At 61.9% G+C, this 19438-nt stretch carries 17 protein-coding genes and 1 pseudogene; 7 read left to right on the top strand and 11 right to left on the bottom strand.

Going from position 1 to position 19438, the window contains the following annotated elements; all coding sequences use genetic code 11:
- Window positions 1-23: 23 nt before the first annotated feature.
- Both SB822_RS12070 and SB822_RS12065 read left to right on the top strand, forming a co-directional pair.
- Window positions 24-1037 (top strand): NrtA/SsuA/CpmA family ABC transporter substrate-binding protein, encoded by a 1014-nt coding sequence (locus tag SB822_RS12070; protein WP_410854763.1) that lies wholly within the window; start codon window positions 24-26, stop codon window positions 1035-1037.
- A 3-nt stretch (window positions 1038-1040) separates the two neighbouring features.
- On the top strand, window positions 1041-2282 hold the full coding sequence (locus SB822_RS12065; protein WP_410854762.1) for an acyl-CoA dehydrogenase: 1242 nt from the start codon (window positions 1041-1043) through the stop codon (window positions 2280-2282).
- Between the two features lie 44 nt (window positions 2283-2326).
- Here the strand turns inward: SB822_RS12065 and SB822_RS12060 are convergent, their stop codons facing one another.
- From SB822_RS12060 to SB822_RS12040, 5 genes and pseudogenes are all read right to left on the bottom strand, one after another.
- Window positions 2327-3397 (bottom strand): LLM class flavin-dependent oxidoreductase, encoded by a 1071-nt coding sequence (locus SB822_RS12060; protein WP_410854761.1) that lies wholly within the window; start codon window positions 3395-3397, stop codon window positions 2327-2329.
- A 1074-nt stretch (window positions 3398-4471) separates the two neighbouring features.
- Window positions 4472-5833: an LLM class flavin-dependent oxidoreductase gene (locus SB822_RS12055; protein WP_410854760.1), complete on the bottom strand. Its 1362-nt coding sequence runs from the start codon at window positions 5831-5833 to the stop codon at window positions 4472-4474.
- Window positions 5833-7071, bottom strand: coding sequence for an SfnB family sulfur acquisition oxidoreductase (locus SB822_RS12050; protein ID WP_410854759.1), 1239 nt, complete (start codon window positions 7069-7071; stop codon window positions 5833-5835). Before SB822_RS12050 ends, SB822_RS12055 begins: the two co-directional genes overlap by 1 nt.
- A 3-nt stretch (window positions 7072-7074) precedes the next feature.
- Window positions 7075-8325, bottom strand: a pseudogene (locus tag SB822_RS12045) (SfnB family sulfur acquisition oxidoreductase).
- A gap of 172 nt (window positions 8326-8497) precedes the next feature.
- Window positions 8498-9682: an acyl-CoA dehydrogenase family protein gene (locus SB822_RS12040; RefSeq protein WP_079503097.1), complete on the bottom strand. Its 1185-nt coding sequence runs from the start codon at window positions 9680-9682 to the stop codon at window positions 8498-8500.
- Window positions 9683-9946: 264 nt separating this feature from the next.
- On the opposite strand from SB822_RS12040, the gene SB822_RS12035 reads away from it, so the two are divergent.
- The 4 genes from SB822_RS12035 to SB822_RS12020 all read left to right on the top strand — a co-directional run bounded on the left by SB822_RS12035 (window position 9947) and on the right by SB822_RS12020 (window position 13611).
- A complete protein-coding gene (locus tag SB822_RS12035; protein ID WP_410854758.1) occupies window positions 9947-10978 on the top strand; it encodes an aliphatic sulfonate ABC transporter substrate-binding protein in 1032 nt (343 codons plus the stop codon).
- Between the two features lie 53 nt (window positions 10979-11031).
- Complete coding sequence (locus SB822_RS12030; protein ID WP_410854757.1) at window positions 11032-11898, top strand: ABC transporter permease; 867 nt, start codon at window positions 11032-11034, stop codon at window positions 11896-11898.
- Window positions 11895-12650 (top strand): ABC transporter ATP-binding protein, encoded by a 756-nt coding sequence (locus tag SB822_RS12025; RefSeq protein WP_086918931.1) that lies wholly within the window; start codon window positions 11895-11897, stop codon window positions 12648-12650. The genes SB822_RS12030 and SB822_RS12025 overlap by 4 nt, the downstream gene beginning before the upstream one ends.
- A 121-nt stretch (window positions 12651-12771) precedes the next feature.
- Window positions 12772-13611 (top strand): VOC family protein, encoded by an 840-nt coding sequence (locus tag SB822_RS12020; RefSeq protein ID WP_410854756.1) that lies wholly within the window; start codon window positions 12772-12774, stop codon window positions 13609-13611.
- Window positions 13612-13617: 6 nt separating this feature from the next.
- Here SB822_RS12020 and SB822_RS12015 read toward each other — a convergent pair whose 3' ends face one another.
- From SB822_RS12015 to SB822_RS12000, 4 genes are all read right to left on the bottom strand, one after another.
- Entirely contained in the window at window positions 13618-13797 is a 180-nt protein-coding gene (locus SB822_RS12015) for a hypothetical protein (RefSeq protein WP_321177729.1), read from the bottom strand.
- A 157-nt stretch (window positions 13798-13954) separates the two neighbouring features.
- On the bottom strand, window positions 13955-14866 hold the full coding sequence (locus SB822_RS12010; protein WP_079503101.1) for an alpha/beta fold hydrolase: 912 nt from the start codon (window positions 14864-14866) through the stop codon (window positions 13955-13957).
- A gap of 179 nt (window positions 14867-15045) precedes the next feature.
- Window positions 15046-15876 carry a CmcJ/NvfI family oxidoreductase gene (locus SB822_RS12005; RefSeq protein ID WP_410854755.1) on the bottom strand — a complete coding sequence of 277 codons (831 nt, stop codon included), beginning with the start codon at window positions 15874-15876 and terminating at the stop codon, window positions 15046-15048.
- A gap of 31 nt (window positions 15877-15907) precedes the next feature.
- Window positions 15908-16153, bottom strand: a complete 246-nt coding sequence (locus SB822_RS12000) for a hypothetical protein (protein ID WP_007583119.1) — start codon at window positions 16151-16153, stop codon at window positions 15908-15910.
- Window positions 16154-16609: 456 nt separating this feature from the next.
- On the opposite strand from SB822_RS12000, the gene SB822_RS11995 reads away from it, so the two are divergent.
- Window positions 16610-17206, top strand: a complete 597-nt coding sequence (locus tag SB822_RS11995; protein ID WP_410854754.1) for a nitroreductase family protein — start codon at window positions 16610-16612, stop codon at window positions 17204-17206.
- A gap of 38 nt (window positions 17207-17244) precedes the next feature.
- Here the strand turns inward: SB822_RS11995 and SB822_RS11990 are convergent, their stop codons facing one another.
- Both SB822_RS11990 and SB822_RS11985 read right to left on the bottom strand, forming a co-directional pair.
- Window positions 17245-18345, bottom strand: coding sequence for an SDR family oxidoreductase (locus SB822_RS11990; RefSeq protein WP_410854753.1), 1101 nt, complete (start codon window positions 18343-18345; stop codon window positions 17245-17247).
- 194 nt (window positions 18346-18539) lie between these two features.
- Window positions 18540-19427 carry a LysR family transcriptional regulator gene (locus tag SB822_RS11985; protein WP_007583125.1) on the bottom strand — a complete coding sequence of 296 codons (888 nt, stop codon included), beginning with the start codon at window positions 19425-19427 and terminating at the stop codon, window positions 18540-18542.
- Window positions 19428-19438 lie beyond the last annotated feature (11 nt).

Raw genomic sequence — 19438 nt, 5'->3', positions numbered from 1 at the left:
ATCACACCAAGGACCTCAAAACAATGAACGATCACTCATCTGGCCGCCGCCAGCTGTTGCGCGCGGCGGGTGGAATGCTGGCCGGTCTCGCCGCAAGCAGCGTACTGCCCGCTCTGCCCGCTCACGCAGCCGAACCTCGCAAGCTGACACGCAACACCGACACGGTTCGCATCGGCTGGGCATACGGCAGCCTTCCCGACATCGCGAAGCAACGTGGCGTGTTCGAGAAGACACTCGCTGCCAAGGGCATCAAGGTCGAATGGGTTGGCCCGTTCCCGAACCACGCGCCTTCGCTTCAGGCCGTGGTCGGCGGCAGCGCCGACTTCGGTTTCTGGGGATCGACGACGCCCGCGCTGGCCGCGATGCTGGCGGGCTCGCCTCTCGTCTTCAATGCCTTCGATGTCTATTCGCCGCGCTCCACTGCTCTCATCGTGAAGAAGTCGAGCGGTATCAATTCGGTCTCCGATCTCGTGGGCCGCAAGGTCGCCGTCAACCGTTCGGGACTCGGCGAGTTTCTGCTGATTGCCGCGCTGGAGAAGAATCGTATCGACCGAAGCAAAGTTGAGTTCGTCTACCTCAATCCGCCCGATGCCACGCCCGCATTCGCGCAAGGCAAAGTCGACGCGTGGTCGATGTGGTCGCCCGCCGTCGATATCGCGCGCTTTTCGAACGACGCAAAGGACATCTTCAACGAAGGACGCGACCTCGAATTCCTGATCGATTACAGCTCGCTGGTGACACGTCGCAAATTCACCGAAGAGAACTCGGAACTGATTCGCGCGGTGATCGACGCTTATTACGTCGAGGGCTCGTGGCAGTCGACGCATTCGGTTGAAGCCGAACAGCTCGTCCAGCGGGAGGCGAAATATCCGGATCAGGTGCGCGACTATCTGGCGAGCCTCAAGCGCGTCAATCAATTCCACGAACCCGATAATGCGGCGTTCGTCGCGCAGCTTCAACGCGCCGCGGACTGGCTTGCCGAACGCAAGATCATCAACTCGCGAATCAAGGTCGCGGATTACAGCATCAAGGTTTGACGCATGTCCGATACCACCTTCGTCAATGGCGGCGAGCTGAAGCTCGTCTCGCCGCTATCCGCCGCCCTTGGTTTCTCGAAGATCATCGACGATATCGCGTCGAGTGCGGCGGAGCGGGAACTGACGCATCGCCTGCCGTACGACGAGATCGCCACACTCAAGGCGCGTGGCTTTGGCGCGCTACGCCTGCCGGCCAGGCTCGAAGGCCAGGCCTTGACCTTCAGCGAGTTGCTCACCGTCGCCCGCGATGTTGCCGCAGCGGATTCGAACATTGCCCATGCATTTCGTAACCATCTGTGGCAAGTCGAAGCCGCGCTCAGACGGCAGGACCACCCGTTCCATGCTCATGTGCTTGCGCTGACCAGTCAGAAGAAGACCGTCGGGCTAAGTTTCACCGAAACCGATGCGCCGGCGGCCGGCGCCCGACCGAGCCGCGTGCTGAGCCGGCTCGAATGGGACGAAACGCGGCAAGTCTATTTGGGTTCCGGCGACAAGGTCTACGCGACGGGCAATCTCTATAACGACGCGTTCATCGGTCTGGCTGTCGAAAGCCGTGCGGGCAAGACTGTGCAATACGTGCTCGCCAGAAGCGACGGTGTCAGCAGCGACGACGACTGGCAGGGATTCGGACAACGCCTGACCGGCTCCGGCACCGCGAAGTTTCGCGCCGTGACCGTGCCTGCCGGGCATGTCTATCCGCAAGACCCGCCGCGACCCGACGAAGCAGCGCCGTGGGGATATACCTTCCATCAGGTGTATCTCACCAACTGCATTGCAGGCATCGCGCGACGAATTGCGTTGGACGCCGTAGAGGTTCTGCGTGCGCGCAAGCGCAACTTCTATCATGGTGAAACCGCGCATCCCGCCGAAGAGCCTGTGCTGCAGGCGTTGCTTGGACGCATCCGTGCATACGCTGCGAGCATCGAGGCCACTGCGGACCGCGCAGTCGGCGCGCTGCAACGTGCGTGGGACAGCTATGGCACGAGCGATGAGTATGCGGCGACGCTTGCCGCGACTCTCGCGGCGTCGGAGGCCAAGGTTGTGATCGACGATCTCGCGCCACACATTGCGAGTTGGCTGATCGATCTTGGATCGGGCTCCGTCGTCTCGCGCGTGGGTGCGCTGGACCGGCACTGGCGCAACATCAAGGTCATTGCGTCGCACAACCCGCGACTCTACAAGGAGAGCCTGCTCGGGCAGCATCTGCTGAACGGACGTCTTCCGCCGACGGGCGCCTTCTTCTGATCGCCGCGCATGCTGCACCACGCGGCTTGCTCCTCTTTAGCCACTCAAGCGGATAGCAGGCGGCGCACGCGCGGCGCGACTTCTTCAGCGAAGCTGCGCATGTCGGCCTCGAAGGGCTGGAATTGCAGCATGAACAGTTCGATGCCGGCAAGGTGGAATTCCGCGATGCGCTTAGCGACCGTGTCGTAATCACCGACCAGCCCCGCCGCGGTGCCGCCGTTCGAACCGACGCGCGGCGACTGCGCGAAGGTCTGGATCATCACAACGTTTGGATCGATATTCGCCTTTTGCCGTTCGCGCAGCGGCTTGTCCAGTTCGGCCAGCGCAAACAGATGTTCCAGGTGGGCGTCAGCTTCTGCCTGCGTTTGCCGCGCAATCACGAACGCCGACAAGCCGAAGCGCAGCGGAGCGTGCCCTGCCCGTCGTTCGCGTGACGATACGTCGGCAATCAGACGCGCGACATCGTCGCGCGGTTGGCCGTTGATAAACCATACGTCGCCGTGCGCCGCGACCAGCTCGCGCGCGGGCTCCGACTCACCGCCGACATAGATGCGCGGACGGGCGCGAAACGGATCGGTGGGCCGAAGCTGATATTCATCGATACGGAAATTGTCGCCGTGATGGTTCAGCGTTTCGCCACGCAATAGCGCATCGACGACCTCGATCCATTCGCGACCGTATGCATAGCGCGCATCGTGTTCAGGAAAGCCGATGCCTGCGCGTTCGAGTTCCGGACGGTTCCATGCGTTGACCAGATTGATTGCGAAGCGTCCGCCGCTGATGTGCTCGATCTGTTGGGCCATTTTGGCCAGTACTACGGGGTGATAGAGGTAGGGCTTGATTGCTGCGATGATCTCGATGCGGGATGTTAGCGCCGCGAGGGCAGCCGATGTGGTCCATGCTTCGAGTTGATCGCGGGATGCGTCGTGGGGGTTGATTGTATGTTGTGCCACGAGCACCGAATCGTAGCCAAGCTGCTCGGCTTCTAGCACTAACGCCTTGTTGCGGGTCCAGGAGGCGTCGTAAGGTTCGTTTGGGTCTTGCAGCGCGGCGCGGCTGCCGTGGACGAGGGCCCATACGCCGAAGCGTGGAAATGGTTTGGTTGGGGTTGGCATCGATGCTCGAGATTTGGACTTTCAAGGGGGATGGGTATGCTAACGCCCGATCGGGCTTGTGCGATCTAAGTTGTGGTCATATGGTTCTATTGGATCTGGATGATGGGCGGTGTTTGCTGCACAAGCGGTTTGGTTTTTTACCTTTGCGCTGGCATCCGCGTTATGCCTTCGTGCTTCAAGCGTCGCCCCTGTGCGTTTGCCTTTTCGCTGGCATCCGCGTTACGGTGTTTGCAGTTCAAGCGTCGCCCCTGTGCGGGGCGGCACCTACTTTTCTTTGCCGCCGCAAAGAAAAGTAGGCAAAAGAAAGCGGCTAACACCGCGAATCCTTGTTCTTGCCTGAGGGCCCCCAAACGGTCTTACGCTTCACACGGCAACGCACTCGTTCACGCGCGTTGCCAACGCTTCGAATGACCGCCTCACCCACTTCAAACACCCGAGCAAGAGCTAGCGGCAGCGAATGGTTTGCGCCGCCCAGGTGGCAAACTGTGTGTAGGTTGTCGCGACGTATAGCTTGGCGCTCTTACAGGGTGGGACGCGTGCGCAATCGGTCCGGAGTGAGGCATGTGTGGCGCGACGGCCTACACACAGTTTGCCACCTGGGCGGCAGCGGAATATCTGGCACGGCGTGCTGCGACGCGGGCGCGCGAAGCGGGTGAGGCGTACCGCAAGAGCGCTGGCAACTAACATGAGTCACGTGGTTGCCGTGTGAAGCGTAGGACCGGTTGGGGGCCCTCAGACAAACACAAGGGCTGGCGGTGTGAGCCGCTTTCTTTTGCCTACTTTTCTTTGCGGCGGCAAAGAAAAGTAGGTGCCGCCCCGCACAGGGGCGACGCTTGAAGCACGAAGGCATAACGCGGATGCCAGCGCAAAGGCAAACACACCAACCGGCAACGTCCGCGCCGCGAACGCCCAAACCGGATGCCATCGCAAAGTCCAAAGCACCGACCGGCAACGCATGAAGCGCGAAGGCAAAACGCGGATGCCAGTGCAAAACCAAAAATACCAAACGATCTGCGCCGCGAAGGCGCAAACCCAGACGCCACCGCAAAGACCAAATCAACCGAACGGCAATGGCTACGCCGAGTACCGCCTGAACCCAGCCGCCGCGTGCCGCGAAGGCAAATGGTCCCCCTCCCCGAACAACCTGTTCCTCAGCGTCCCATCGCCATATTCAGTCTTATAAAGACCGCGACTCTGCAACTCAGGCACAACGAGATCAATAAAGTCCTCATAGCTCTCGGGCACCACAGTGCGGCTCAAGTTGAAACCATCAATCCCGGTCTCCTCGATCCAGGACCCCAACTCATCCGCGACCTGGGCAGCGCTGCCCACAATCGCCGGATACCGCCCGCCAAGCTCAAACATCTCGAGCAACTTGCGCCTCGTCCACCCATGCTGCTTCGCCGTACGCGTAGCCGACTCGATGGCATTGCCGGGCGCGTAATCAACAGGCGCGTCGAGATCATATTGCGCATAGTCGATACCAGTACTGGCAGCAAAATGCGCAAGCCCCGCTTCACGGCTCGCATACCGCAAATAATCCGAGTATTTCTCCCGCGCCTCGCGTTCAGTTGCGCCCGCCACAACAGCCGCCCCTGCAAACACCTTAACGTCATCCGGCCGACGCCCGGCCAGCACCAGTTGCTCCCGCAATGCCTTCACCGTTTCTCGCGCAGCATTCCGGTTCGGCGGCGAAATGAACACACATTCGGCATGACGCGCGGCAAAGCGCTGGCCACGCCCGGAACTACCCGCCTGAAACAGGACAGGCGTGCGCTGCGGCGACGGCTCCGCAAGGTGATAGCCTTCAACGTTGTAGTACCGCCCCGCATGCCGAACCTCATGAACTTTCGCGGGATCGGCATACACCCGCGCGCCCTTGTCGCGCCGCACGGCATCCGCTTCCCAACTGCCTTCCCACAGCTTGTAGAGCACTTCGAGGTACTCGTCCGCGCGCTCATAGCGTTCGTCGTGTGGAAGCTGCTCGCTCAGCCCCATCGCGCGCGCCGCGCTGTCGAGATACCCCGTGACGATATTCCAGCCGACACGCCCCTGCGTCAGATGATCGAGCGTCGAGAAACGGCGTGCGAGCAGATACGGCTGTTCGTAAGTGAGATTGACAGTCACGCCGAAGCCCAGATGTTCCGTCACGGCAGCCATCGCCGAAACAAGCAGCAAGGGATCGTTGACGGGCAACTGGATCGACTCGCGCAAAGTCACGTCGACATTACGCTGATAGACGTCGTACACACCGACGATGTCGGCAAGAAAGAGACCATCGAACAATCCGCGCTCCAGCGTGCGAGCAAGGTCGGTCCAGTACGGCAACAGGCGGTAGTCGGTCGAGCGGTCGCGCGGATGCGTCCACAGACCGTGGTTGATATGGCCCACGCAATTCATGTTGAACGCGTTGAGCAGAATCTCTTTCCTCGCCATTACAAGGCTCCATGCCGGGGCGGCAGCTTGTCGTTGAGATAGTAATTGCCTACCGCGTGATACTTCCAGCGCACCGGGTCGTGCAGCGTATGCGTGCGGGCATTGCGCCAGAAACGGTCGAGTCCGAGACCATCGAGCGTCGCTGAAGTGCCGGCGAGTTCGAACAGGCGCGAACCCGCATCAAGCGATACCGTCGTGGTGAGCGCACGCGCCTCCGCGACGGCAATCGATGCCTCCGCCACCGAGCGTTCCGTCGGCCCGGCCTGTGCGGCATCGACAAAGCGTCCCGCGCGGCGCAGCAATGCCTCAGCCGCGCGCAAACGCACCGCGAGGTCGCCGAACTGCGCGATCGTCAGCGGGTCGTCGGCGGCACGCTCGATCTTCGCGTCGATCCACGGTCGCGAATGCTCCCGCACGAACTGCAATGCGGCCTGGAACGCGCCGCGCGCCTGGCCGAGATCGATGGCCGCGTGAATGATCTGTGCGAGTGGTCCGATCGTCGTCGGACGCTCGAACGATGCCTGAAACGGCACGACCCATTCCGGCTCGACGCGCACATGACTGAACTGGACCGACCCGCTGCCCGTGACACGCTGACCGAAACCATCCCAGTCGTCGATCACCTCGACGCCGTCGGCGTCGCGCGGCACGAAAGCGAGCCACGTGATGTCGCGCCCTTTCTCTTCCGTGATCACCAGCGTGGGAATCCAGTGCGCGTACAGTGCGCCCGTGCAATAAAACTTCCGGCCGTCGATATGCCAGCCGGCCGCCGTGCGCGCGAGACGCGTGCGGCGTTTGAAATCCTTGTGGCCGGTTTCGGCGAGCGCATTGCCAAAGCGCTCGCCTGCCAGTACGCGATCGTAGAAAAAGCGCTGCTGTTCGCTGCTGCCGCCGACGCGCAGCACTTCGAGCGCGTAGTAGTGATTTTGCGGAATCTGGCCGAGTGAGCCGTCGGCCGCTGAAATCGTCGCGGTCACTTCCGCGAGCGTCCCACTGCTCACGCCCGCGCCGCCGAATTCACGCGGCACGGTGATGCCCCACAGCCCACTCGCAACGAACGCATCCAGCTCGGCCCACGGCAGCCGCCGCTCGCGGTCGCGCGCCGCCGCATCCGGTGCAAAGTCTTCAGCGAGTTGCTTCGCGACACGTATCGCGTGCTCGTCGTCGGCAATGCGGTGGGGAGTCCCCTGGCCAGGATCCACGATGTCGCGCGTCTCTTCAGAAATATCGAGGCTCATGCTTCAGTTCCACGAATGCCGCGTGGGCAGCACATGATTCAGATGATAGTTGCCAAGCAGATGCAGCTTCCAGCGCACGGGGTCATGCAGCGTATGCGTGCGCGCATTGCGCCAATGACGGTCGAGGTGATGTACGGCGCGGGTGGAAGCCGAACCCGCCAGTTCGAACAGCTTTTCGCTCGCTTCGAGGGCGATGCGTGTTGTCAGCACCTTTGCCTCCGCTACCGCAACCGACGCCCGTGCGCTGGCCTCGGCATCGATGGGCGCGGCGGCAACTGCATCGAGCGTGTGGCCCGCCTCCAGCAACACCTCGCGAGCGGCGTGCAACTCGATCTGCAGGCGGCCGACGTCGGCGATGATGTAGGGATCGTCCGTCGCGCGCTCCAGGCCCGAATCGATCCACGGCCGCGCGCGCTCGCGCACGAATGCGAGTGCATCGGCGACAGCCGCCTCGGCGATGCCCTGATCGATGGCTGCCTGGATCAGTTGCGACGTTGGGCCGAACAGACCGGGGCGGTCGGCTAGCTGCCAGATCGGCAGCACATCTTGTGGATCGACGGGGACGTTCTCGAAGGTTACTGTGCCGCTCGCCGTCGTGCGTTGACCAAACGAACTCCAGTCGTCGATCACCGTGAGACCGGCTGCATCGCGCGGCACCCAGACCTAGACGGCACGTCCTGCATCGTCCGTCGCACGCGCCGGCACGCGGTGAGCGAACAGCGCGCCAGTGGAATAGAAACGCTTGCCATCGAGACGCAGCCCGTCCTCTGTCGCGCGCAGCCGCGTCGTGCCCTGCAGCACCGTGGACGCAGCGGCCGAGCGCCGTTCCGGGCCCGCATTGCCGAGCCGATGACCCGTCAGCACTTCGCCATACAGGCGCGCTTTCTGCACCGGCGTGCCGATTTCACGCAACACGCCCAACACGCCGAAATGATTCTGCGGAATCTGGCCCAACGCGGGATCGGCTGCGCAGAGAATCACGAACACTTCGGCCAGCGTCGCGAACGATACGTCCGCGCCGCCGTATTGACCCGGCACCGTGATCGCACCCAGCCCGCTTTCGGACCATAGATCGAGTTCGGCCCACGGCAGGATGCGCTGGCGATCGCGCTCAGCCGCACCTGTTGCGAAGACAGCCGCTAGCGCATGGGCGGCTGCGAGCGCGCCGGAATCGCCAGCAATGCGCTTCACGCGCGCGGGGTCCGGGCGCCGCGGCAATTGCGCTGCGGCCAAAGAGGATTCGACTGTAGACATGGTGGCTCTTACGAACGAATAAAGCCCTATGCCCGCGACGCAACCGTCGCGGCTCGCTGCGGACAGGGCCAATCCTGTATTGGATCAGCCCAGGCGAGCCTGGCCTACTATCGAATTTGACATTGCTTATGACAGGTTCCGGTTTTCGAATGCGGCCGACGGCATCGAATCTTCAGGAATAGAACGACGGTGTGGGCAGTTCATCGTTCACCGCCCACTCGCCGAGTTCCTGCAACTTGTAATCCACCGGATCATGCAGCGTTTGCGTACGCAGATTGCGCCAGAAACGGTCAAGCCGCAGTGCGCCATGCGTGGCGCGCGCGCCCGCCACCTCGAACATCCGGCTGGTCAGGTCGAGACCGACGCGCGTGGCGGCAACCTTGGCCGTGGCGATCGCAACGGCAACGTGTCCGCGTGTCGTTTCGTCAAGTTCCGCGCCACGCGCCCAGGCCTCATCGAACAGTTGTACCGCGCGCCCGGCCAGCAAACGGACGCTTTCCAGCCCAACCCAGAACTCGCCGTAGCGACGCAGCGTATGAGGATCCTTGCTGGCTTGTTCCGCAGGCGACTTGAACCAGGGGCGCGATTCATGGCGCGTGTAGTGCTTCATCTCCGCAAAGACGCCTTCACCTATGCCAAGAAACATCTGCGTAAAAATCAATTGCGCCAACAACGGACGCAGACACGCGAAAGGCGTGCTCAACGGTCCAGGCTCGAGCAGCAGTTCGCTTTCTTCAACGCGCACATTCTCGAAGAGCGCGCTGCCGCTATCCGTTTGCCGCTGCCCGAAGCTGTTCCAGTCGTGATTCAACGTGATGCCGGAACGGGAAGTTGGGATGGCCGCGATCAGCAGCTTTCGGCTGACGGCATCCAGCCCCGACGCGACCAGCATGTCGGAATCGAGCGCCCCCGAGCAAAAGCTCTTCCTGCCGGAGAATTCGTACCCATTGTCCAGGCGTTGCACTACGGTACGCGTATCCAACGGGTTCAGCGTGTTGCCCCAGAACCAGTTCTTCTGCGCGGTCTGCTCGAACCAGGGTTCCCATTGATCCGGACGTCCGAACAGCCGGACGGTAGCGAGCAGCAGATGATGGAATCCGAACACATGCGCAATCGAACTGTCGACTCGCGCGAACGTCCTGACGACATCGAGCGTCTGCGTCCAGCTCGCGCCTGTTCCGCCGTACTGCCGGGGAATCGATAGCGACAGCAGGCCGCTGGCCCGGATCGCGTCGCGCTCGGCCTTGGGCGTGCCGCCTTTTTCGTCGCGCTCGACTGCGCTCGCGGCAAATTGCTGCGCAAGCGCCTGTGCCGTCTGGATCTGCGAAGCGGGATTGGATTCAACGTGTGTCGTCATGATGAGCAAGGCCGGAAAGATGACTGGCAAGTTTAAGAAAGCCACTACGGCAAGACCTACCATCGAGTGCTTGAATGCTTATGCAGATTTCTTCTTAGGACGTGCGCTGTCAATGTGAATGATGCACCACATTGTCTGCTGAAACAGAAACCCGCTTCTGCAATAGCGCCAGGACTGCTTTGATTCTGAACTTTAATTGGTTCGCAGATGCGATCGGCTTCGTTACATTGAAGCTCAAATCACATGTGACCATAAGGACAATCGATGGGATCGGTTCGGGGCTTTGCATTCTTCGCACGGGCGCGCCGCGCGCACGTTCTGCGCAACATCATGACGACAGCAGCCGCCGCGCTGGCGCTCTGCTATTTCGGCAGCACGCAGGCTGCGCCGCTTGCCGAGCTGAAGCTCGACTACGCGTACTACTCGCCGGAGAGCCTCGTCATCAAACGCAATGGCTGGCTGGAACAGGAGTTCGCCGCCGATCACACGCAGGTCAAGTGGGTGCTGAGCCTGGGAAGCAACCGCGCGCTCGAGTATCTGAATAGCCGCGCCATTGATATCGGCTCGACAGCGGGTCTCGCTGCCGTGCTCGGCAAGGCAAACGGCAATCCGATCCGTGCGGTGTATGTGTTTTCCCGGCCTGAATGGACTGCTTTGGTCATACCCAAGGATTCGCCCATCAAGAGTCTCGCCGATCTGAAGGGTAAGAAGATTGCCGCGACCAAGGGCACCGATCCGTTCCTCTTCACGTTGCGCGCGCTGCATACCGTGGGCCTCTCGCGCGATGACGTCGAAATCGTGAATCTCCAGCATCCGGACGGCCGCACGGCGCTCGCGAACAGCCAGGTCGACGCGTGGGCCGGGCTCGACCCGCACATGGCCGCCGCGCAAATCGACGATGGCGCGCGTCTGCTTTATCGCAATGTCGATTTCAATACGTGGGGCCTGCTCAACGCACGCGAGGACTTCATCCGCGAGCATCCGGAGCAACTGGCTCGCGTATTGAAGGTCTATGAAAAGGCACGCGTGTGGATCGCCGCGCATCCCGACGATACGGCGAAGATCGTCTCGGAGGAGTCAAAGGTCTCGCTCGCGGTCGCGAAGCTGCAACTCAGCCGCAACGACTTCAGCCATCCGCAGCCCGGCGCGCAACAGATCGCGGCGCTCAAGGCGGCCGCGCCGATTCTCGTCGACGAGCAGCTGGTGAAAAGCGGCACCGATCTCAATCAGGTCATCGACGCGCTGATCGATTCGAAAATCGCGCAGCCCGTCATCGCGAGCAACGGCGCGAAATGACTCGCACGCGACACGACGCATGCGAGCAGTCTGCATTAGCGCGGACTTGAATCATGGCTGCCACTGAACAGACACTCGCACTCAAGACGCGCGATTCACACGCGCGCTCACCAGGCGAACGCACATTGCGCAAGCGACCTCGTGACGCCGTGCGGTTATGGCGCTACGCAGGGTACGCGTTGCCCGTCGTCTTTCTCGCTGTGATCGAAGCGCTGGTGCGCGCGTCCGTGTTGCCGATGCATCTCGTCCCCGCTCCCAGCACGATCGCACAAACGCTGTGGGATCTCGGCGGTACACGCGTCGCGCGACACATCGGCGCGAGCGTCGCACGCGTGTACGCCGGCTTCGCGCTCGGCTCGGCGCTCGCGTTGCTGATCGGCGCGGCGATGGGACTGAGCCGCCGCGTCGATGCGCTGCTCGACCCTGCGTTTCAGGCACTGCGCGCGATTCCATCGCTCGCATGGGTGCCGATCCTGCTGCTGTGGATGGGCATTGATGAAGCGCCCAAGATCACGCTCATCGCGATTGGCGCGTTCTTTCCCGTGCAACTCAGTGTGGTCGCCGGCATTCATGGTGTCGACCGCAAGCTGATCGAATTCGGCGAGCTCAATCGGCTGACGCCGCGCGCGATGTTCACGCGCATTCTGCTGCCCCCGTCGATGCCGCAGATCTTCACGGGACTGCGCACGGGACTGAGCCTCGCATGGATGTTCATGGTCGCCGCCGAACTGATCGCCGCGACGCGCGGCCTCGGCTATCTGCTCAGCGACGGCCGCGAAACGGGCAGACCCGATCTCGTCTTCGGCGCCATCCTGCTGCTGGCGTTGCTCGGCAAACTGAGCGACGGCACATTCAAGCTTATCGAATCGCGCGTGCTGTCCTGGCGCGATGCGCGCCACGTCTCGGGAGACGCGCCATGAGCCCGTCTACTCCGCCCTTGCTGCAAGTGCGCGGCCTCGCGCGGCGCTTCGGGCAGCGCACGGTATTCGAACAGGTATCGTTCGGGCTGGCACGCGGTGAGATCGTCAGTCTGGTCGGCCCGAGCGGATGTGGAAAGAGCACGCTGCTGCGGGCGATTGCGGGCCTCGACGGGCACTCGGAAGGTTCGGTGCTATTGGAGCAGCAATTGCAGCGCGGTCCATCCGACAGGATCGGCGTGATCTTTCAGGAGCCACGGCTGCTGCCCTGGCTCAGCGTCGCCGACAATATCGCGTTTGTTGCCGGGCCTCGACAGGGACACAATCCGCGCGTCGATACCTTACTTGCAGAAGTCGGTCTGTCCGGCGTGCGCGATGCGCTGCCGAAACAGCTATCGGGCGGCATGGCACAACGTGTCGCCCTGGCGCGAGGACTTTTCGCGGAGCCGGATTTGTTGTTGCTCGACGAACCGTTCAGCGCCGTCGACGCCATCACACGCTCACGCCTTCAGCGTGTCCTGCTTGCGCTCGCGCACGCGCACGGAACGACCATCCTGCTCGTCACGCACGATCTGGACGAAGCGCTTCTCCTGTCCGATCGTGTTCTATTGCTGTCGCCGCCCGGCGATGACCGCCCAAGCCACATCGCGCGCGAGATTCACGTCGACGCGCCACGGCCTCGAAATCTCCGCGATCCTGCGATGGATGCATTGCGAGATACTTTGCTGGACGGTATCGCGTCAACCCCGATCTGACCGTATCGAACTGACCCGCATCCTAAACCGCGCAGCGTAAGAAGTTATCGACATATTGTTGGTGGCCTCGTCATCCCTGCCCGCTCCATACTGTCGAACGACAACCGAGAGGAGTGAATGGATGCCGCTTCTGCCAGATCATCTTGTGATTCGCGTGCATGACCTCAAAACGACCATTGCAGATTTCGCCGAGCTGGGTTTCACCGTGCAGCGCGGCGGCACGCATGCCGACGGGACAACGCATAATGCGCTGATCGGATTTGCCGACGGCAGCTACATCGAACTGATCGCATTCCTGAAAGACGCGCGGGAACATCGCTGGTGGGACGAGCAACAACGCACGGGCGAAGGCTTTGTCGATTTCGCGCTGCTGCCCGAGTCGGTTGCCCGCACGGTGGAAGCCACGTATGCGCGCGGCCTGTACTATGACGGCCCCATACCGGGTGGCCGCATCCGGCCCGACGGCACGCGGCTCGAATGGCAAATCGGCCGCCCGACGACGCGCGACCTGCCCTTCTTGTGCGGCGACCTGACGCCCCGCTTCCTGCGCGTCGCGGAAGGCGAAGCGCGCACGCATCGCAATGGCGCGACCGGACTTGCCGCCGTCAATGTCGCGGTTTCGGATCTGGAGAAGAGTATCGCGCGGTATCGCATTCTGCTTGGCGACGTGCCTGTGCATCGAGGCGCGCTGACAGGACACGATGTGCACTTCGCGACACTGCCGATCGGTCCGACCACAGTCACCTTGCTGTCGCCTGTGACACGAACGCGCTCAGACGATGATCCCGCTGCCGGCAACACAACGGCCCTTGCCGAAGAGCTACGGTCGCATCTCGCGATCCGTGGCGAAGGGGTCTTCAGCGCGGCGATTGACGTTGCCCATGCCGCTCAAGCCCGTGAGTTGCCGCTTTCACTCAGTCACGGTGCACGGCTCGAATTCGTTCACGCGCCCGGCAGTTGAGCCGCTTCAGGCCGGCAGCTTGCCTTTCCTGCGCAACACGGAGACGACTTCGTCGATGCTCGCGTTCTCCAGCAGGCGGCGGCCAACTGCCCGGCGTTCGTCGTTGATGGCATCGATGCTTCGCTGCATCGCGGCGGCCTTCGCCGCGATGTAGACGGCCATGCCGTAGCCGAAGCGCTCGATCAAATCTTTACAGAAAAAGTTTTGCATAGTGGTTCAGCGACGATGCCCGCACGCATTATTGAGAATCGTTCGTAATTATACGTAAACGCGCGACGCGTCTGGTGCGGGCTTCGTGCTGGCGCAGCGGCCATGACGGAGAGTCCCAGCCCATGGCAGATATCTAGAACGCTTCCGCAAGAAACGGCGCGAGCGCAGACAGCACCTCAGCCGGCGCGTCCTCGGGCAGCAGATGACCGCCGGGCAGCGCCCTTCCCGTCACGCGCGATGCCCATTTCGACCATACATCGATGGGCGGCGTCTTTCGTGCTCTCTGCTCCCGCTCGCTCCACAGCACCAGCACGGGAGATGTCAGCTTCTTCCCTGCCTCGAAATCGGCTGTGTCGTACTGAAGGTCCTCTGCAGTCGCAGCACGATAGTCCTCGCAGATTGCATGACGCACTTCGGGCTTGCGAAACGCGGCCCGGTAGGCATCGAGTGCCAGCGGATCGATCCCGTCGAGTCCGCCTGCCATCTTCGACAGTGCCGCATCGATAAATGCGTCGGGGTCGGCGTCCAGCATGCGCTCCGGAAGATCGAAAGGTTGTGCGAGAAAGAACCAGTGCCACGCATTCAGCGCGAAGGTTTTGTCGACGCCCGCGAAGGCATCCAGCGTGGGGATGACTGTCAGCGACGCGTATGCGGCAACGCGCGCAGGATGATCGAGCGCCAGCCGGTATCCGACGCGCGCGCCACGGTCATGCCCGACGACGGCGAACCGCTCATGCCCCAGGCGATCCATCAAGCCGACGAGCGCTTGCGCAACGCGACGTTTGGTCCATCGCGGCTGATCGTTTCGCGTGCGGCTGTCGCCGTATCCCGGCAAGTCGGGCACGATGACGGTATGGGATTGCGCGAGCGTCGGCGCAATCTTTCGCCAGGCGATGTGGGTTTGCGGATAGCCGTGCAGCAGCAGAACAGGCGGGCCGGAGCCGCCTGTCACGCCACTGAACGACACGTCCTCCGTATCGACGTCGAGTCTCGAGAAGCCGGGGAAAAAACTGTTTGCGGCAGGCTGAGCATTGCCGTGCGTCATGGACACCTCCTTATGCGACGCGACAGCCACTCGAACTGGACGAACACACCGACGCGCTGGACGAAGCTTATGCGATCGTCGTGATTTTTGCAGGCTGGCGCTGTTCACGCCCACACGCTGCATGTCGTGAGTGCGTTCGCTGACCAATGAGTGACGCCGATAGGCGTGCCAGCGCAAGCTCAGAAGAACAGCAACGAGCGCAGTTCGATACTGCGCCGCGCTCTTGCATCGGGCGGTGACGACGGATCATCGAATGCGGTATGCGCCGTCAGCCGCGCAATATCGTCTCCCGCGGAATCGTAGATTTTCAGCAGCAGCACTTCCTCCGGCGACATCAACGGAAAGTAGTACCAGCGGTGCCGTGGATTGAAAACGAATGCATACGTCTCGCCGATCTTGTCCGGATAGATCAGATCCGACGGCACGAGATCGGTCAGCGAGATACTGCGCGCATCGCACAATGCGAGCGGCGAAGATTCGACCGTCGATCCGACAGGACGCCACAGGTTGACGATCGCCACCCTGCCTTTCAGCAGTTCTGCCGCTTCATGCGGCGGCAGATGATCGCGCACGCGGCGCGGACCCGAGACGAATGTCTGATCGTTGTGAATGAATTTGACAGGCTCGCGCACGCCCCTCGCTCGCGCCGCCTGACCGTCGCGAAGCGTGTGATCGAAGATGACGACGCGCTTCGCACCCGTCCAGCGCTTGAGCAGCGCTTCGGCCTCAGGGTAGTAGATGCGTTCGATCGCGGCTGGGTCCGAGAAGTCGCTGAGCGCGCTCGCGTGCTGCCGCAGTTCAAAGCCATTGCGGTCCAGCGATAAGCCACCCGGCGGCGGCGACACGCGCGCATTGACGATATTCACGCGCTGCATCCGATACACGCCGCTGCGCTGTGGCTCGCCTGCAGGCGGCTCATAGGCATACGTGGCGGGCTTTTCTCCCGTCGCGACGAGATAGTTCAACGCGGCTTCGACAACGGCTGGCTGTTCGACGACGATATCGCTCATTGCTTACGCTCCATGCATGCGCGCGACTCAACTAGTCCGGCGCTATTTCGCCGATCACATGAAACATCTCGAACGTGTAGCCCATATTGAAGTAACCCGCTCGCGCATAGACGGCTATACGCTCGAGGCGCTCGCCAGCATCGCGCGGCGAGTGCTCTGCCTGCGGGTCGGTGAGGTCTTCAGCGGCGTGGGCGGATCGCGCCTGCAATCGCTGACGCGCAGCCTGAAAGGGATGAAATACGGCCTGACGATAAAACGATGCGAGGTTCATCGACATGATGCGTCCTCCTGCTCGTGGCAATATTCATCGAATCTAGTCAGTGGCGGCGCATTGCACAAACAAGCATTTGTGCAATGCTTTGCAACGCACCGCCGATGGATGAACTGGACCCTCAGGCGCCCGCGCGCTCAGTGACGGACGGCACGCTCACATAGTCCGCGCCGTCGATATCGTAGCCAGACGGTTCCCAGCGGATCGCGAGCAGCGACGTCAGCGGAGCGATCGCGATGACCTTGATGCCGTAGGCAAGCGAGGTCAGATCATGAATACATGCAAATTGACGTTGCTAAATGCGCGTCGCTTCGCGCTGTGCGCCTCGCATATCCACGATTCGCTGCTTTCGATATGCGCAAACATTGTTTGGATTCGCGCGTGTTGCCACTTAACGTCGCGATTCGGAATATCCCGATACAGGCACGAAACTCCGACGATCAAACGCGACACATCACCATCATGACTTCATCGAATTCACGTACGGCCGAGCATCCCATCGACAGACAATTTCTGGAACGCTGGTCGCCGCGCGCCTTCGCGCAGGACACGATTCCGGAAGCCTCGCTGCTGACTTTCCTCGAAGCGGCACGCTGGGCGCCTTCTTCATATAACTCGCAACCATGGCGCTTTGTCTATGCACGGCGCGATACGGAGCACTGGACCCGCTTTCTCGGCTTTCTCAATGAGTTCAACCGAGGCTGGGCGCAACATGCGGCCGCCATTCTGATCGTACTGTCGAAGCGGTCGTTCACGCCGCCAGGCGCAACCGACGAGGTCGCGCTGGCGTCGCATTCGTTCGATACGGGTGCTGCATGGGGTTATTTCGCGCTGCAGGCCAGCTTATCCGGATGGAAGGCTCATGGTCTTGCGGGTATCGAACGCGAGCGCATCCGTGCGGAACTGGCTATTCCCGACGACTATGCCGTCGAAGCGGCGATCGCGATCGGCCGCCCCGGCGACAAGTCCTCATTGCCTGAAGGACTGCAGAAGCGCGAAACGCCGAGTCCGCGCAATCCGCTCTCCACGTTTGCCGCGGAAGGACAGTTCACGTTCTGATCGCGAAAGCGCTCACTGCGCAGGCGAATACAAACCCGTCACAACGCGGGCGGCAACAGCTTGCGGTCGATAAAAGACTGAAGCGCGTCGCAGAACGCATCGCGCGTATCGACCGCCGCATTGAATCCCGCCTTGCGAAGCTTCACCGTGCTGACGAAAGCGACAGGCCCCGCCGGCGCGCCATAGGCAAACGCAAAATCGGCGTGCTGGTCGCCCTGTCCGACGAACGAGCGGAGATCGCCGCTCGCAAGTCCGTACCTGGCGACGATCTTCGCCCATACGTCCGCATTCTCACGAATGTACTGCGCGACGCTCGTTGGCTCGTCGGCTCCGGCATTCACGCCGAGCGTCTTCGCCATCGCCGGCCATACGCTGCGCCATTCGAAGACATCGCCGTTGGTGACATTGAAGATCTCGTTTGCCGCCTGCGGAGACTGCGCTGCCCAAACCATCACCTCGCCGACGAGATCGGCATCCGCCATTTCCCAGACGAACGACGGGCCGCCCGGAAAGCCGAATGACTCGCCCTTCTCGCGGCGGATAGCCGCGTAGACGCCGATAGCGGGAAGCACATTGAGCGCGCCGGGGGTCTTCCCCGTCACGAGTTGCGGACGTAGCACGGTATAGGTGAACCCGTGCTTTTCACCCGCCTCGCGCACGTAGTCCTGTTGATCGAAGAAAAAGTTTGCGTGATCGTCGCGCGGGTCGCTTTCGCGTGCCGGAATGGCGATAGGATGCAGGTGCACGCCATACGCCTTCGTGCCCTGCAGGATCGACACGTGCCTGAGCGTCGCTTTCGATTTTCCTGAAACGAGCGGCTCGATCACATTGCGGAGCATCGCGTTGTTGATCTCGATCTGATCGGCATTCGACCAGCCGCTCACCAGATCATCCGCATTCTCGTAGATTGCCGCATACGCGACATGCGTAATGCCGCCGAGCGCAGATAGTGCTTCATGCGCAGCGTTCTCGTCACGCAAGTCCACGGGGATGAATTCAAATTCGCGGCCGCTCGGCAGGTCCGGCTTGCGCCGGGAAATGCCGACCACATCCCAACCCGCAGAGAGAAAGCTTTCGATAGCGGCTACACCAATCAGTCCGCTCGCGCCCGCTACCAGTACCTTGCTGCTCGTGCCCATTCCTGCTCTCCAGTTCTATCCATTCCGTTTCGACTCAAACCTTTCGCGTTGCATATCACGTGGCATGTTTGAGTGTCCTTCCGACATCCGGTCGGTCGAACGAAATGTAGTTTCGAACGGGAGACTTCAGTAGTAGGCGGCGCGGAATTCCAGTTATTCCATTGAGTGATGGGTTTGGCGGATGCGACTCGCCATTACGCCCGAGCGAGCGCCTCCTCGACGAATTCAACGAATGCCCGCGCTTTCGCCGTCACCAGCCGCCCCGATGGAAAGACGGCCCAAAGATCGACCGCGGGCAAGGTCCAGTCGGTCAATACGGCCTCGACCTCGCCCGACGCCAACTCGGGAGAAAACATCCAGCGCGACGCGATCGCGAGCCCCATTCCATTGAGGACGGCCGTGCGCATGCCTTCCGCCGCGCTCACGCGGACACGCCCTGATACCGTCACATCCACGTCGCTGTCGTTCTGGCGGAACGTCCATGTCTCGCCGCCGCCGCCCTGCGAGTAGACGATTGCCTGATGTCGATCCAACTCGGCGGGCGTCGTGGGCACACCAGCGCGCGAGAAATAGTCCGGCGTGCCGACGACGAGCCGCGGACTTCGCCCGATACGCCGCGCCGTCATCGACGAATCAGTCAGCGCCCCCATCCGCAACGCCACGTCCATGCCCTCTTCGAGCAGATCGATGATGCGATCGTCGAGCTTGAGGTCGATTTCCAGCTTGGGATGCCGGCTCAAGAAGGCGTCCAGCGACGGCAGCACATGCAGGCAAGCGAACGTCACCGCCGCGCTAACGCGCAGATTGCCGGACAGGCTATCGGAGGCGTGGCGCACGACCTGCTCCGCGTCGTCGGCCTCCTGGATCACGCGCTTCGCATGCTCGTAGAAACGCTGGCCAGCGTCCGTCATCGTCAAACCTCGCGTCGAACGCAGGATGAGCCGCACACCCAGGCGTTCTTCCAGCTGTGCAACGGATTTGGAAATGGCGGGCTGCCCCACGTTCATCCGCTTCGCGGCAGCCGAAAACGAGCCCGCCTCGGCAACGCTGACAAAAATTTCCATTGCGGCCAGTCGATCCATGCTGCGCCTCT

This window comes from Paraburkholderia sp. SIMBA_054 (assembly GCF_046534875.1).
In the GTDB taxonomy this organism is placed as follows: Bacteria; Pseudomonadota; Gammaproteobacteria; order Burkholderiales; family Burkholderiaceae; genus Paraburkholderia; species Paraburkholderia hospita.
This window is presented reverse-complemented; position numbering and strand designations above follow the sequence as displayed.